This is a genomic window from Corynebacterium sp. LK33 (genome assembly GCF_014334955.1).
Taxonomy (GTDB): Bacteria; Actinomycetota; Actinomycetes; order Mycobacteriales; family Mycobacteriaceae; genus Corynebacterium; species Corynebacterium jeikeium_D.
Map to the genome: position 1 here is coordinate 32,642 of NZ_PDGU01000025.1, position 14,847 is coordinate 47,488.

13 protein-coding genes are annotated in these 14,847 nt (G+C 59.5%); 11 read left to right on the forward strand and 2 right to left on the reverse strand.

From position 1 onward, the window contains the following. The 5 genes from CRD20_RS08570 (at window position 1) to holA (ending at window position 5,953) form a co-directional block, all read left to right on the forward strand. Complete coding sequence (locus CRD20_RS08570; protein ID WP_187405248.1) at window positions 1–708, forward strand: histidine phosphatase family protein; 708 nt, start codon at window positions 1–3, stop codon at window positions 706–708. Beyond that, a complete protein-coding gene (locus CRD20_RS08575; RefSeq protein WP_187405249.1) occupies window positions 698–2,041 on the forward strand; it encodes a DegV family protein in 1,344 nt (447 codons plus the stop codon). Before CRD20_RS08570 ends, CRD20_RS08575 begins: the two co-directional genes overlap by 11 nt. A gap of 126 nt (window positions 2,042–2,167) precedes the next feature. After that, complete coding sequence (locus CRD20_RS08580; RefSeq protein ID WP_370546157.1) at window positions 2,168–2,938, forward strand: helix-hairpin-helix domain-containing protein; 771 nt, start codon at window positions 2,168–2,170, stop codon at window positions 2,936–2,938. Beyond that, the gene (locus CRD20_RS08585; RefSeq protein WP_187405251.1) at window positions 2,922–4,898 is read left to right on the forward strand and encodes a ComEC/Rec2 family competence protein; all 1,977 of its coding nucleotides are present in this window, start codon (window positions 2,922–2,924) and stop codon (window positions 4,896–4,898) included. The genes CRD20_RS08580 and CRD20_RS08585 overlap by 17 nt, the downstream gene beginning before the upstream one ends. Continuing rightward, a complete protein-coding gene (holA, locus tag CRD20_RS08590; RefSeq protein WP_005511539.1) occupies window positions 4,895–5,953 on the forward strand; it encodes a DNA polymerase III subunit delta in 1,059 nt (352 codons plus the stop codon). Before CRD20_RS08585 ends, holA begins: the two co-directional genes overlap by 4 nt. Window positions 5,954–6,210: 257 nt before the next feature. Here holA and rpsT read toward each other — a convergent pair whose 3' ends face one another. After that, window positions 6,211–6,477 (reverse strand): 30S ribosomal protein S20, encoded by a 267-nt coding sequence (rpsT, locus tag CRD20_RS08595; RefSeq protein WP_016422323.1) that lies wholly within the window; start codon window positions 6,475–6,477, stop codon window positions 6,211–6,213. 256 nt (window positions 6,478–6,733) lie between these two features. After that, on the reverse strand, window positions 6,734–7,348 hold the full coding sequence (locus CRD20_RS08600) for a type II toxin-antitoxin system PemK/MazF family toxin (RefSeq protein WP_070603350.1): 615 nt from the start codon (window positions 7,346–7,348) through the stop codon (window positions 6,734–6,736). A 162-nt stretch (window positions 7,349–7,510) separates the two neighbouring features. Between CRD20_RS08600 and lepA the strand changes: the two genes are divergently transcribed. From lepA to CRD20_RS08630, 6 genes are all read left to right on the forward strand, one after another. Next, complete coding sequence (lepA, locus tag CRD20_RS08605) at window positions 7,511–9,358, forward strand: translation elongation factor 4 (protein ID WP_187405252.1); 1,848 nt, start codon at window positions 7,511–7,513, stop codon at window positions 9,356–9,358. A gap of 12 nt (window positions 9,359–9,370) precedes the next feature. Beyond that, complete coding sequence (locus CRD20_RS08610) at window positions 9,371–10,387, forward strand: ankyrin repeat domain-containing protein (protein WP_038628151.1); 1,017 nt, start codon at window positions 9,371–9,373, stop codon at window positions 10,385–10,387. Between the two features lie 91 nt (window positions 10,388–10,478). Beyond that, window positions 10,479–12,062, forward strand: a complete 1,584-nt coding sequence (locus CRD20_RS08615; protein WP_070429489.1) for a cation:proton antiporter family protein — start codon at window positions 10,479–10,481, stop codon at window positions 12,060–12,062. A gap of 128 nt (window positions 12,063–12,190) precedes the next feature. Beyond that, window positions 12,191–13,126 (forward strand): hypothetical protein, encoded by a 936-nt coding sequence (locus CRD20_RS08620; protein ID WP_224786603.1) that lies wholly within the window; start codon window positions 12,191–12,193, stop codon window positions 13,124–13,126. 49 nt (window positions 13,127–13,175) lie between these two features. After that, window positions 13,176–13,748, forward strand: a complete 573-nt coding sequence (locus tag CRD20_RS08625; protein ID WP_005511515.1) for a histidine phosphatase family protein — start codon at window positions 13,176–13,178, stop codon at window positions 13,746–13,748. Between the two features lie 79 nt (window positions 13,749–13,827). Continuing rightward, complete coding sequence (locus CRD20_RS08630) at window positions 13,828–14,793, forward strand: ADP-ribosylglycohydrolase family protein (RefSeq protein ID WP_083276341.1); 966 nt, start codon at window positions 13,828–13,830, stop codon at window positions 14,791–14,793. The last annotated feature ends 54 nt before the right edge of the window (window positions 14,794–14,847 follow it).

Here is a 14,847-nt window from a genome sequence, read left to right on the forward strand (position 1 = left end):
GTGGCGGGCTCACGCGAGGCACATGTTGCCGCTCGACGTCGCCTGATTATGCTGCGGCACGGGCAGACATCGTATAACGCTACCGGCCGCATTCAGGGACAGCTGGACACGCAGCTTTCCGACGTTGGTCGCGAGCAAGCCCGTACTGCGGCGCAGTACCTGGCGGAGGCTGAACCGCGAATCACAAAAATCGTGTCCTCCGACCTGATCCGGGCAGCCGACACCGCCCGTGCGCTAGCTGAGGCCACCGGTGCAGAGTTGAGTTTTGATAAGCGCCTGCGTGAGACCAACCTCGGTGAATGGCAAGAGCGCACCTACGACGAGATTGACTCCGCGTTTCCCGGTATGCGTGACCACTGGCGCCATAATCTCAACTGGGCGCCCAAGGGCGGCGAGACCCGTTTTGAGGTTTCCAACCGAATGCTGGCGGTCATTGCTGAGCTAGCGGCCAACTCCGATTGGGAGTCGGATACCTTTGTGCTCGTGTCCCACGGTGGTGCCATTGCTGCCGCTACCGCAGCCTTGCTGCAGATGCCGCGCGACTACTTCAGCACGTTCAACGGACTGGGCAACACTGCGTGGGTCGAAATGGAGCAGCGCACGCGCGTCAATGGTGAGACCTCCTGGTACCTGAATGCTTTTAACGCGAAGGTCCGTGAGCGGGAGTTGCAGGTTTCTGATTCTTCAGGAGGCCGCCATGCCCGGTGACGGTCGCGTTCGCATTGTTGTCGATGACACCGCGTGCCTGATGCCCGAGGTTGCCCGCAAGCTCGACATCACCGTGGTTCCCATCGGCCATGACATCAATGAAGATGCCGTCACCACGTCGGCAGTCAGTCCGCTGAAGCTGTGCGCCGCATATGCGCGTGCGCTGGAACGCTCCAACAAGGATGGTTCTGACGCTGGCGTTGTCGCCCTGCATCTTGGCAAGGGAATGTCCGCTACCTGGTCTAACGCTGTCACCGCTGCTGGTGCGCTGGACCGTGTGACCGTCATCGATACCGACACCGTCGGAGCTGGAGTCGGTGCCGCTGCCATCGCGGCAGCTAAGGCCGCGCGTGCCGGGGCCAGTCGTGATGAGGTTGCCGATGTAGCTCGTGATGTGCTGCAGCGCTATCGACTCTGGTTGTTCGTACCGAAGCTTGACTCGCTGCGCCGTGGCGGTCGCATCTCTGCAGGCCAAGCAATGCTCTCCACGGCTCTCGCTATCAAACCCATCGTCGGTATTAAAGATGGCTCACTAGCGCTGGTCGCCAAGTGCCGGACAGAGGCGAAAGTCAAGCAGCGCATGGTGGATTTCGCCACGAAGATGGTGCGGTCCGCGTCATCGGCGAACCGTCCGCCTGCGGTATTGCTACATCATTCCGACGCGCTTGACGACGTTCACGAGCTCCAGGCCATGCTCGCCGAAGAGCTACCCGACGATACCCGGTTTAGAATACTGGATTTGCCGGAGTCTCTTACTGCTCATGTCGGGCAGGGAGCCTATGCAGTTGGCATGGTCTCCGGTGGCTCGATTGATTCGAATGCCATGGATTTTGAAACAGAGATGGGCGTGACAGCGCTGCTCCACAGTGTGGAGAAGAGTGACGCGCCTGCTGTTGATGCTGTGGCTGCAGACGCGGTAGACGACGATTCCGGGAACATAGACAATTCCGGTGACTCTGCTGACACGGACGGTTCGGCTGAAAACGCTGGCACCACAGACCCAGGTGAGCCGATCACCGATCAGGCTGCGGTGAAGGTAGTTGAGAATCCGGCTGCCAGTCGCAACCGCAGTAAACGAATCCATCGCACAGTAGTGACTAATGAACAGGGAATTCCGCTTTTCACCACGGCGGTTTCTAAATTGCCAACGTGGAGTGAGAATCGCCAAGCAGCTCTGGATAAAGCTGAGCGTCTAGCGAAGGCTATCTCTGATTTGGCGCTGCGCGATAAGTCCGATCCCGAGGGAGCTGTATTTGGCACCGAAGGGGAGAAATCGCGGGAGTCGTCGTCAAGCGACAAGCGTGATGATGACGGCGACGAGAAGAAGAAGTAGTTGCTGAACTGCGAAGATGATCTGGCCTGTGGATAACCTCCGCAGGTCATTTTTTATCCACAGATGACGTCTCGATGAGTGCTTTCGTCGAGGTGGCATGTGGGGCGGGGCGCTAGTGTGCGCATCGTGACGAATTTGCGGAATCGGCTGGCGGACTATCTGGAACCGATTGATCAAGACAAGCGCATGGCGGTGGACTTTTCCACGCGCCGGGCGGTGGTGACGCCGCGGGTGGCGATGGCTGCGTGCCTTGTGATTGCGGTGTTGGCCTTGGGAGTAATCGCTGCGGTGGTGTGGCCGTCGACGCCGCAGGTGGAGATGCCTGCGGTGCAGGACGCGGCTGTCGCGGGGACGACACCGGAGACGACCGAAACCCCAGCGGAGACGCCAGCCGGTGCGGGAAAGGAGACTAACGCTCAGGCACAGATGGGGCCGTTGATTGTGTCGGTGGTGGGATTGGTTGTGAATCCAGGCGTGGTGGAGGTGCCAGTGGGTGCGCGGGTGGTGGAGGCAATTGAGCGTGCGGGTGGGCTTTTGCCGGAGGCTAATCCTGCCAGCGTGAACCTGGCGGCACCGTTGGTTGATGGTCAACAGATTGTGGTCGGGACAGAGGCGCTGCCAGCAGGAACGGCGGAGGGCGGTTCCGATGTTTCTGGCGGTTCTGGCGGCGGTGCTGCAGGCGGGGCTGGCCCGGGTGACTCTGACGGAAAGATCAACATCAACACCGCCACTGCTACGCAGCTGGAGGAATTGCCCGGGATTGGACCCGCAACAGCGACCAAAATCATTGACTTTCGTGAAAAGAACGGGCCTTTTGCGAGTATCGACGCACTTGAGGAGGTTCCGGGAATCGGCCCGGCGAAGGTAGAGGCTCTGCGCGATGCCGCCACCGTCTGACCTGCGCGCTCGTGCTGGGCTCGATGTGCGGCTAGTGCCAGCAGCGGTGTTGGCGTGGGCGACTGCGGTGGCAGTGATCATGCGCCCAGAATGGGCGATAGTTGTGGCACCGTGCGCGATTGTGACTGCGGTGGTGTTGCCGTGGGCGTGGCAGCGTTGGTCGTGGCGATGGGGCAGAGGTGCGGTGACCTCCGGCTGGCGAGTGATCGCCACTATCGGGGTGCCAGCTGTGGCGGTGGCCAGTGTTGCGGTGGCCACGCGAATCCGCATAGCGCAAGCCCGAGCCCACGGGCTCTATGACGACATTGGTGGGATGGCGAAAGTGCAATTGCGCCTCGTCACCGAGCCGAAAGCTACCGAGTTCGGGGCCAGTGCGAAGGCCCGCATCGAGGGTCTTCCGGGGCAGGTGTCGGTTTTCGGCGACGAGTCACTGTTGGCGGTCACGAGAGACACCGTAGTTGAATCCACAGCCGGTATACGTGTGGCCAGCAAGCCCTGCATTAGTGGTATCCAGCTGAATCTGCGCGGCGATGCTGAGGTCATCGCGCCACCGCAGGGGCTGGCGGCTCAGGTGCGCCAGCAGCTCTTTGACTCGGCGCAGAATCTCCCCGTTGGTCCCGACCGTCTCATTCCCGCCATGGCCATCGGCGACGAGCGCGGCTTTAGCCTCACCGACGGCGACATGATGACTGCTTCTGGGCTTTCGCATCTATCAGCGGTCTCTGGAGCGAACGTTGCGCTTGTTGTCGGGGCTGTTGTAGCCGTGTTTTCGTGGGCTGGACCGCGGGTGCGCGTCGCAGTCGCCGGATTTGCTTTGTATGTCTTTGTAGCAATTGTGGGCACCGAACCGTCGGTGCTACGCGCAGTGGTCACCGGCTGCATTGGGCTGTTGGCGATTCTCGTAGGACGAGCTGGCCAAGCCATCGCGGCGCTATCGGCTGGCATTATCGGGTTGATTCTCCTGGCACCAGACCTATCGGTATCAGTGGGCTTCGCCCTCTCGGTCGCAGCCACCGCCGGGCTAGTCCTTCTTGCCGAGCCCCTTGCCAGACGCCTGTCTGCCACCACCGTTATGGGTACCTGGCCCGCCCCAGTAGTCCGCGCCGTCGCCGTATCGATTGCCGCACACGTGGTCACCATGCCCGTGTTGGCGCTCCTTATCGGCGAAATTAGTCACGTCTCACTGCTCGCCAATCTCCTCGCCGCGCCCGCCGTCGCACCGGTTACTATCGCTGGTTCGCTCGCTGCCGTTGCCGCCGCACTGCATCTCAATTGGCTGGTCAGTGCGCTGCTCTGGTGCGCCGCGCCGTGCGCATGGTGGATTCATCAGGTCGCACGCCTCGCTGCGGGAATCGTCGCGCCCGCCACTGGGACGGTCACGTTGGTCATCTCCTGCACGCTCACGTTCGCATGCTTGACGGCGCTCTGGGCGTGGCCCCGTCTTGCGCTCCGCGCTGGTTGCTTCGCAGTGGTACTTGCCGTCTGTAGTTACGCGGTTATTTGGGTGTTCGGGCTGGACATTGCGCGTGCCCCACAGGGGTGGAAGGTTGCGGCCTGTGCGGAGAAGAACCAGGTTGTTCTCATTCACGCGGAGGCTGTCGGAGAACCCGCCAACCATGTGGCATCGGTTGGTTACCCTGCACCGACCTCGCTCAGCCGGCAGTGCCGAATTGCACTCGGACTCACCGAGGAAGAGGCGGGGTACGTCCAGGTGCTCGATGACACCACCAATAACCCCACGACAGAAACCGTGGCGGTGGAGTCCCCGTCGTACATCGCTGAATCCGTGAGCGGCCAACCGTCCCAATCAGGCCGCTCACCCCAGTGGTTTATCGCTCGCGAGTGTGGTCCGCGCGTGCGAGAAACCGTAATGACACCCGAGCAGATTCCTGTGGTGTGCCCGCAGCGAGATGGGCCGCAAGCCCTGTATTCCAATGGTGAAGTCTGGCGAGGAAGGTGAAATCCGGGCTGTCCCGTAGGCTAGAAACAACAGTCGCAGGAATTAACGCGGAAAAGAGGTCGGGATTGAGCGCCGTCGCACCCGTGAATTTGATTGTGGGCAAAGAGGAGCTGCTGAAAGACCGCGCCCGCCTCGCCATTGTCGCTGCCGTCCGCGCGCAGGCAGCAACGGAGTCCGATCCGGGTGGACGCTCGGTGCCTGTGACCACCATCCGCGCAGGGGACATGACCACTGTCGATGCCGTGGAGCTCTTCAGCCCTTCGTTGTTTGGAGATGACCGGATCGTGGTTGTCACCGACTGCCAAGACGCCGGCAAAGAGCCTGCCAAGCTGTTGATGGATTCGGTTAAGGATCCCGCGCCGGGCATCACGTTGATTCTCCTTCACAGCGGTGAGGGGCGTCAGAAAAAGATGGTCGCTGACCTGCGCAAGTTGGGGGTCCGCTTTTTCGAAGCTCAACCGCTCAAGCGAAACGACTTGCCCGGTTTTGTTGGCGAAGAGTTCGCCTCACACGGGGTTAAGGTGCGTCGCGACGTCATCGATACCGTCCTGGATGCGGTCGGTTCAGACCTCCGCGAGCTGGCCACCGCCATTTCCCAGCTGTGTGCGGATACCGCGGGCAAGGTCACCTCGGAAGCAGTGCGCACCTACTACGGTGCTTCGGCGGAGGTTTCGGGCTTTGAGATTGCCGAGCTCGCACTGCGCGGCCGGGGTGGGGAAGCGTTGGCCAAGATGCGCCGTGCCTTGCAGCTGGGCATGGCACCGGCACTGCTGTCGGCTGCAATCACGGGAATGGTTGGTGATGTAGCTCGGCTCCACGGTGCACGTGGTGTCAATGCGCGTAGAGATGCCCACCGCTATGGCATGCCGCCGTGGAAGTTGGAGAAAACTCAGCGGTTGGCATCTGCCTGGTCAACCCCGGCGGTTGCTCGCGCTGTGGTTGTCGCGGCACAGCTGGATGCAGACACCAAGGGAGCCTCATCGACGCCGGAACTATCGCTGGAACAGTCGGTGCTTCGTATCGCGGAGCTGGCCCATTCGTCCCATAGGCGTTAAAATTTCCGGGCTGCAAATGTGAAACTGTGTGAGTTTATGACACTTTCAAGCCATTTTTCAGGCCATTTTTGTCATAAACGTAGTCAGTAACTCGCATCGCCCCACCGCCGCCAGCCATAAACGCAGCCACTAACTCGCGTTGGGGTTAAATAATAAAAACCGCCTCCCGCCACATCCGAAATGAAATCGGAAAATAGCAGGAAGCGGTTAATTTCACGGCACAAGCGCCACAAGAACGGCACAGCGCCAAAAGGGAATTAGCCCTCCAGCTTGTTGAAAGCCTTAGCCATACCGGACTTCTTGTTAGCCGCAGTGTTGCGGTGGAAGACGCCCTTGGTGACAGCCTTGTCCAGCTTGCGGGAAGCAACGCGCAGCTGAGCCTCAGCAGCAGCCTTGTCGCCAGCCTCAACAGCAGCCTGGAACTTGCGGATCTCAGTGCGGACTGCGGAGCGGATAGCCTGGTTACGCAGGCGAGCCTTCTCGTTGGTCTTGTTGCGCTTGATCTGGGACTTGATGTTTGCCATCGTGAATACCTCTTGTATCCGTAGTAGTTGGAATTGTTACCGCCCGCCACCAAGAAAAGTCCTGATCACAGTGCAAATTTTGGCTCCAACCCCTGCTGGTCAAACTAATTAACCAGCATAATCGAAGCCACGCACTGCGCTTATACGACGATGAAAACGCGAACCCAAGGTCCTGCCCGCGCTCGCCGCAAAGGAACGCAACGGTAAACAACTTGCAGAATTCTAGCAAACAGCGCTGCCTAACTCCAGCTACTGCCTAATTCCAGCCGTAATCCCCGCGAAGTCGGGCGGCGATGAGCTCAAAGCGCCTACGGGGCATCATCGCACCTGCGCGGCGAATACCCGATTCTGGAATGAGCAAGATACGGTCCATGCGAACCCACGATGGCTTGGGGTCTTCATTCCAGAACCCACTACCGATAAACAGCCACTCCGGGTGCTCACTGTGCTCGGTGCGTGTGGAAATCAGCATGCCCAGAAGATACTGGTCGTGGCGACCAACCACGACCACAGCGCGCTCACGCAAAGCGGCATTTTCACCTTCGAGCTGCAGCGGAATCCACACCACTTCGCCGGGGTCGGCCTGGCCATCCATGTCGGGGCTGTAGACGATTGTGCGGGCCAGCTCCGCGGTTGGGCGCGCGATGGTCACCGAATCTCGCAGTCGAAGTAGGGCCTCCTTGGACTCGTCGGAAAGCGAGGTGTCCTGGGCGAGGCCTAGCTGCATGTTGAGCTTTAACAGCGCCTCATCGAGTGTGTCGGGGCCACGGAACCACTCGGTACCGGCGAAAAGACGCGCGCTGATGCGATTACGCAGGCGGCGTGGCCAGCTTTCGCGTTCATTTTGATCGGTGGACGAAGTGGAGCTCATGGAATCTAAGTCTAGAGGTTTAGTGCGGAGGGAATCGATAGGTAAGATTGTGCGTGATTGTATTTAAGCCCGGCTGGTCGGTTTTCGAGGCCGGCGCATATGGGTCGGCCAACGCCGCGCCCCAATGCCCATAACGTCTTTATTTTTCGGAGTAGACCCAACGTGACCAAGAATTTTGCGGAGCAGACTTTTACGGACCCCTCACGGATTCGAAATTTCTGCATTATTGCGCACATTGACCACGGTAAGTCCACCCTGGCGGACCGAATTCTGCAGCTCTCGGGCGTTGTTGAAGCACGCGATATGCGCGATCAGTACCTCGACAACATGGATATTGAGCGCGAGCGCGGCATCACCATTAAGGCTCAGAACGTGCGCCTGCCGTGGGTTCCGCGCACCGGCGAGCACGCGGGCGAAGAGATTGTCCTGCATCTGATTGATACGCCTGGTCACGTTGACTTCACCTACGAAGTCTCGCGTGCGCTAGAGGCGTGTGAAGGCGCGATCCTGCTTGTCGACGCTGCTCAGGGCATCGAAGCGCAGACGCTGGCCAACCTGTACCTGGCCATGGAAAACGACCTGGAGATCATTCCGGTTCTGAACAAGATTGACCTGCCGGCCGCGGATCCGGATAAGTACGCGGAGGAAATCGCGCACATCATCGGCTGTGAGCCGGAGGATGTCATGCGTGTATCGGGCAAGACCGGTGAGGGCGTTGCGGAAATGCTCGACCGAGTCTGTGAGCTCGTCCCGGCACCGGTCGGCGATCCGGAGGCACCTGCTCGTGCGCTGATTTTTGACTCGGTCTACGACACCTACCGTGGTGTGGTCACGTACATCCGTGTTGTTGATGGGCAGCTCAAGCCGCGTGAAGTCATTCAGATGATGTCCACCGGAACTAAGCACGAGCTGTTGGAAATCGGCATCGTCTCGCCGCAGCCGAAGAAGTGTAAGGGCCTCGGCGTCGGCGAGGTCGGTTACCTCATCACCGGTGTGAAGGACGTCCGTCAGTCCAAGGTCGGTGACACCGTCACGCTGAACTCCACGCCGGCGGAGGAGCCGCTGGAAGGCTACGCAGAGCCAAAGCCGATGGTCTACTCCGGTCTGTTCCCAATCTCTCAGCAGGACTATCCTGACCTGCGTGATGCGTTGGAAAAGCTACAGCTTAACGACGCTTCGTTGACATTCGAACCTGAGACTTCGGTGGCCCTCGGATTCGGTTTCCGCGGGGGCTTCTTGGGCTTGCTGCACATGGAGATTACCCGTGCCCGCCTCGAGCGCGAGTTCGACCTGGATTTGATTTCGACGGCTCCGAACGTTGTCTACCGCGTTGTCATTGAGGACGGCACCGAGGTCACTGTTCACAATCCGAGTGACTGGCCGGAGGGCAAGCTCCGCGAAATTTACGAGCCGATGGTCAAGTGCACCATCGTTGTGCCGAGTGAATTCGTTGGCCCCACCATGGAGCTGTGTCAGCAGAAGCGCGGTGAGATGGGCGGTATGGACTACCTGTCGGAAGACCGCGTGGAGCTGCGCTACAAGATGCCACTGGGCGAGATTATCTTCGACTTCTTCGACATGCTGAAGTCCCGTACCAGGGGGTATGCCTCGCTGAACTACGAAGATGCCGGCGAGCAGCTTGCGGATCTGGTCAAGGTGGATATCCTCCTGCAGGGCGAAGCAGTCGATGCTTTCTCCGCTATCGTCCACCGCGACAACGCCCAGTGGTACGGCAACAAGATGACCAAGAAGCTGCGCGAGCTGATTCCTCGCCAGCAGTTCGAGGTCCCGGTTCAGGCTGCAATCGGTTCGAAGATTATCGCCCGCGAAAGCATCCGTGCACTGCGCAAGGACGTCCTTGCTAAGTGTTACGGCGGTGACATTTCCCGTAAGCGCAAGCTGCTGGAGAAGCAGAAGGCCGGTAAGAAGCGCATGAAGAACATCGGTTCGGTCTCGGTGCCACAGGAGGCATTCGTGGCTGCGCTGTCCACTGATGAAGGCGGTAAGTAGAGGGGAAACTGCATGCCACGGAAGCGGAAGAAACTGGTCGAGGACTTCGAAGAGCTGCTCGAAGCCGGTGACATGGATGCGCTGAAGGCCGTCTATGACGCTTGCGCACTCAACGCAGTTTTCGGATACAGCAAGGACACTGCACTAGCGCTCCGTGGCACCCCGCCGGAGCTCATGCGCTGGCTAATCGACCAGGGAATCGACGTCAACACCGAGAACCGCTTCGGTAAAACCGCCCTGGCAGAGCACGCAAGCCGGGGCGATACCGACAAGATGAAAGTCCTGCTCGAATGCGGTGCTGACATCGAAGCTGGCAAACACTGGCCTCTATTCCAGGCAGCGAAGAGCCATCAGCCCAAGGCCATTGCGTTGCTGTTGGAAAATGGCGCTGACCTTCACCGCGAGAACCGCCTCGGTCACGGCCGGACAGCGTTCAAAGAGGCCGTCGCTACCGCCGATATCGATTCCCTCAGTCGAGTCCTAGCGAGTATCGAGGTGCTCCTGGACGCGGGTTCGGAAATCGACGACGAAGCTCGCGAAGAGTTCACTAAGTTCGGTCGCCGCTACAACCGCCTGTCAGACAAGCAGCGCGACAAGTACCAGCCAGTCATGGATCGACTATATGAGCGCATCGGTGCTGACCGCCCGCAGGAAATCACGCCTCACGACGGCCACAGCGACATTATTGTCCCCGCAGACAAGTCGATCAACGGCCAGTTCCGATACCTCTGGAACTACCTGGTGCCGGGTGGTGGCCCAGCCGCGACTGTGCAGGGCGAAGTTATCCGCATCGTGGGCCGGCTCGGGTACGAAGCGCTGGAGATGGGCTACGTCAACTGGGACGAAGACTATGCCAAGATGATCGACTTCTGGCTGGAGACGGTTGGGGCCGCCGAGGATGCCATGGCCGTCGTAAAGCAGCGCAAAGCTGGTGAGGCGGACATTGATGCGCTGACGGAGGCGACAATCGAGTGGGTTACAGAGCACCCGCAGCCGATTGCGTTGGGCGAGGTCCCGTACCGGCGCTAACTCCCAAGAAGCTAACCCCGGTTTGGTGTTAAAAATCTGTTAATGGTTAGCCACTGCATCAATCGGTAGTGTCAGCTGATATCTTTGATGGGTGGAATCCGTATACCTAACAGCAATACTGTTTTCGATTATCGGCGGACTCGGTGCGTCGTTGCTTCGGCTGCCGCCGCTGATTGGTTTCCTTGGGGCCGGTTTTGCCGTTCATGCAATGGGGCTTGAGGAAATCCCGTTCATTGATTCGCTGGCCGAGCTTGGTGTTACCACCTTGCTCTTCACAATCGGTCTGAAGCTAAATCCGAAGGATATCGTGGCGCCACGAGTGGTCTTTTCGGGGCTTGGCCACGCGTTTTTAAACACGGTAGTTTTTGCCGTGCTGTTCGGTGTCGCCAGTTTCTTGCCGCTGCGTGAGCTCACGGGACTGTCGGTGACCGCGCTAATTTACATCGGCATCGCGACTTCATTTTCGTCGACGGTGTTTGTGATGAGCCACTTGGAGGAGCAGAACCGCGGTGCTTCGGCCATCGGACGTATCGCGATTGGTGTACTCATTCTGCAGGACATCATTGCGGTCGGCGTGCTGGTGGCATCGTCGGGTAAGACCCCGGAGCTGTGGGCGCTGGCGCTGCCACTATTGTTCTTCATTCGCCCGCTGGCGGCGCGGCTTCCCAACCGCATGTTCCGCACTGAGCTGCTGGTTCTCACCGGTATTGGTATTGCAGTGGCTTCTTACTCGGCTTTCGAACTGGCAGGGCTCTCTGGCTCGCTGGGGTCCCTGGTCGCCGGTATTCTGCTGTCTTCGCACCCAATTTCTGACCGTCTGTCGGAAGCACTGATTAGTATTCGTGAGCTACTGCTGGTCGCGTTCTTTATCGAGATTGGTCTCGGTGGTCTGCCAAGCGCGGGCGGCTACGTCATCGCTGCGATTATGGTGCTGTTCCTGGTGCTCAAGGCCACTATCTTCATCTGGATTCTCAAGCGCATGGGACTGTCGCTGCGCACGAGTGCGCTGGCGGGGCTGACGTTGAGTAACTACTCGGAGTTCGGCCTAATTGTGATGGCGGCGGCGACGCAACAGGACATTCTGCCGGAAGAATGGACCTCGATTATGGCAGTCGCCGTGGCGGGTAGCTTCATTGCCAGCTCGCTGATGGCCCCGCACGAAGACAAGATTGTCAGCTTCCTGCAGAAGTTCGTCCCAGAAACCCCAGAGGACCGCCTGGTGCCAGAAGAGGCAAAGGTCATTATTGATAGCGCCGATGCTCTCATCATGGGTATGGGGCGAGTCGGCGTTGGTGTCTACGGCAGGTTGGTCAACGAGTACGGCATGAACGTCTTCGGTGTTGATTTCGACGAGGATCGCATCGAAGAGCTGCGCGAGCAGGGCTACCAGGTCATCCCAGGCGATGTGACAGACCCAGAGCTCTGGCACCACATCGAGCTGGAGAAGAAACCAGCGCTGTACGTGTTGGCGCTGTCTGAGCACGCTGAGACCTACGCGATGATTCAGAACATCCGTAAGCAGGACACCGAAGCCGTGGTTGCTACCACCACTAAGGTGCAGAGGTTTAAGGATCAGCTTCTCAACGTTGGTGCCGACATGGCCGTCTACCTCTACGACGGTGCTGGCGAGGAGCTCGCCGACCGTGCAGTGGAGACGCTTAAGCAGCGGTCTTAGTCGCATCCGTTAAATACGGCAAACAACAAGCCAGCCGATTCGTTCGGCGATAAGCTGATTTCATGTCAGTCACCCAAAACCAGATGCCCGCGAGTCCTATTCGATCCAGTCGCAGTGCGATGTTTCGGATGACCGCGGGCCTTGCTGTTGTCATGCTCGGAACTCTCGTCGGCTGCTCATCTTCAGATTCCGAAGATGCCGCCGCATCACAAAGCAACAATGATCAGAGTGAGGTACAGTCGCAATCGACGTCGGCAAGCGAGGGCGATAATCCGAAGATGCCGTCGCCGACGAAGGGGACAAGCGTCGACAGCATCGGATTTGATGAAAGCGCCTACCAGAAAATTGACGTTCAGCGGTTTAGCCAGAACGGAATCAAGGCGTTCTACGTCACGCTAGACGGGAAAAAGAGCGAGTGTTTCTACTCAGACGGCGCGGTGACGTGCATCGGTAAGGCTGATTCGTCGATTCCCGACGTGGAGGTTCCGCCGTTCCCACCACAGTCGCCGGGCGCAATCATGCTGAATACTTCAGGTGCCGCGTACACGCTCGTCGAAGGGGTACCGCCGGCTCAGGAAGAGCTTGACGACGGCCAATGGACGAGCTTCGGCACCGCTGCGTGTGCGAAGACGGATGCGAACAAGCTGGTGTGCCAGTCGGATAACGCGGCCTTTACCATCGAAGGCAAGGACAAGAATATTCGCACCTCCGGCAAGGTTTTCGATTCCGCCGAGGAACTCATGGCCCAGGGGAGTGAGCCGGCGAGGGGCTACAGTCAGGGCACGGATGCACTTGTTCAGGGGCCGATGATGTGCGGTGCCATGGAGGGCCATCGTCTGGCGGAAGTGGTCAAGGGTGAGATGACCTGCGCTGAGGCCATGGATGTGTTGGATCGGTACGACGCAATCAAGGACACTGAGGGCGGTGGCAACACCCTGACCGCTCAAGTAGGGGACTGGACCTGTAGCTCTCCGACGGCGGCGAGGTCTGAGGAGTTGGGAGCGGTAACGGTGTGTGAGGACCCGGAGCATGGCTTGGAAGTCCGTGACCCCGTGATGGGCTAGCAGGGTTACCGCGGCTAACAGCATTTTCAAATAAGCCTAAGCTGGAACTATGACTGATTTATATCTCGTGCGGCACGGTGAAACTGAGTGGTCGCGCACTGGGCAGCACACATCGGTAACTGATCTTCCGCTGACTGACAACGGTCGGGAAGAAGCCAAGGCCCTCAACGGCTGGCTGGATCCGAAGGACTTTGGGCTAGTGCTGGCATCACCCCGTCAGCGCGCCCAGGAGACCGCTCGATTGGCGGGGTTCCACGACTTCGAGGTCGAAGAGGATCTCGCGGAATGGTTCTATGGCGACTACGAGGGGATTACCTCGAAGGAAGTGCAAAAGACCGTTCCCGATTGGCAGATTTGGACTCACGGTGTGCCCAATGGCGAAACCGCGGAGGAAGTCCGTGAGCGAGTTGAGCGAGTGGTGAAAAGGGTGCGTGAATCGGGCGAAGACAAGGCGATTCTGTTCGCCCACGGTCACTCGCTGCGTGCGCTCACCACAGCCTGGTTGGAACTGCCCATTGCACTTGGCCAGTCCTTCCCATTGAATACCGCATCCCTGTCCGTGCTCGGTCGCTACCATGACCGACCTGCGGTTCTGCGCTGGAACCTCTCGCGGGGATTGTAGCGGCGTTGTACAGGTGTCTCGGTGAATTCGCCGATGCCATTCAAGCCGCCAACGCCGTCAAGCTCTGTAAGAGGTGCCTGTGAATCACAATTCCGATGCTTTCGCCCGCGTAGTCGACCGTGCCCGCGGCGTGCTCTATGGCCAGGTCATCGGCGATAACCTCGGCGCGCTAGTGGAGTTTTGTAGTGCCGAGGAGATTGCACAGCGCTACCCACACGGTGTCTGTGAACTTGCCGATGGCGGCACCCACAACATCGCCGCCGGCCAGCCCACTGATGACTCCGAAATGGCGCTGGCGCTGGCACGCTCACTGGTGCGCTGCGAAGGCTACGATGCCGCCGATGTCCGCGAGTCCTATGTGCGCTGGGCAAACTCCGACGCTTTCGACATCGGAGAGGCCACCACGGCGGCGCTGTTACGACACGCACCGAACCCGAACTCCCAGGCCAACGGCGCGCTCATGCGCATCTCACCGCTGGCCGTCGCATACTGGCGCAATCCCGCACGCGCTGGCGAACTCGCACGCAAGGACGCCGCCATCACGCACCCGCACCCAGTGTGCATAGAGGCCAATTCACGTTACGCATCCGCGCTTGCCGACGTCATCAGCGGCGGCCTCCACCAGCCGCGCCGCGGCATTGGCGTGAGTGCGCTGATGGAGTGGCTGGCTTCCCAGCGCGCGCAGTGGGAAACCGAGTGGCAGGCCAGCGGTGCCGTGGTGGATAGCGGGGAGCCGGATTTCTCGGTGCATCAGGGATGGCTGCGCTTTGCGCTGTGGGCACTGCATGAAGAACTGCGCCGGGTAGAAGACAAAACCACGACCTTTGAGGACTCTCTGGTCCGAGTCATTGGCCGTGGCGGCGACACCGACACTAACGCGGCCATTGTTGGTGCTTTTCTCGGTGGCGTCTTTGGGGCCTCCGGCATTCCGCAGCGGTGGCGGGATGTCATTGATTCCTGCTCGCCGAAGCGAAACCGGCCCGCGCAGTATCACCCAAACGATGTTGCGGAGTTGGCGGAGAAACTGGTGGGCATGGAGAGCTAATATTCGGCGACGCACTCACTAATGAGTGGACGTATCGTCAGATTTCTTTCCACT

Bases quoted from the DNA above. Each gene is read 5' to 3' on its own strand.
- CRD20_RS08585 (WP_187405251.1), top strand. From the start codon at position 2,922: ATGCCGCCACCGTCTGACCTGCGCGCTCGTGCTGGGCTCGATGTGCGG.
- CRD20_RS08575 (WP_187405249.1), top strand. From the start codon at position 698: ATGCCCGGTGACGGTCGCGTTCGCATTGTTGTCGATGACACCGCGTGC.
- rpsT (WP_016422323.1), bottom strand. From the start codon at position 6,477: ATGGCAAACATCAAGTCCCAGATCAAGCGCAACAAGACCAACGAGAAG.
- CRD20_RS08600 (WP_070603350.1), bottom strand. From the start codon at position 7,348: ATGAGCTCCACTTCGTCCACCGATCAAAATGAACGCGAAAGCTGGCCA.
- CRD20_RS08625 (WP_005511515.1), top strand. From the start codon at position 13,176: ATGACTGATTTATATCTCGTGCGGCACGGTGAAACTGAGTGGTCGCGC.
- CRD20_RS08620 (WP_224786603.1), top strand. From the start codon at position 12,191: ATGACCGCGGGCCTTGCTGTTGTCATGCTCGGAACTCTCGTCGGCTGC.
- CRD20_RS08610 (WP_038628151.1), top strand. From the start codon at position 9,371: ATGCCACGGAAGCGGAAGAAACTGGTCGAGGACTTCGAAGAGCTGCTC.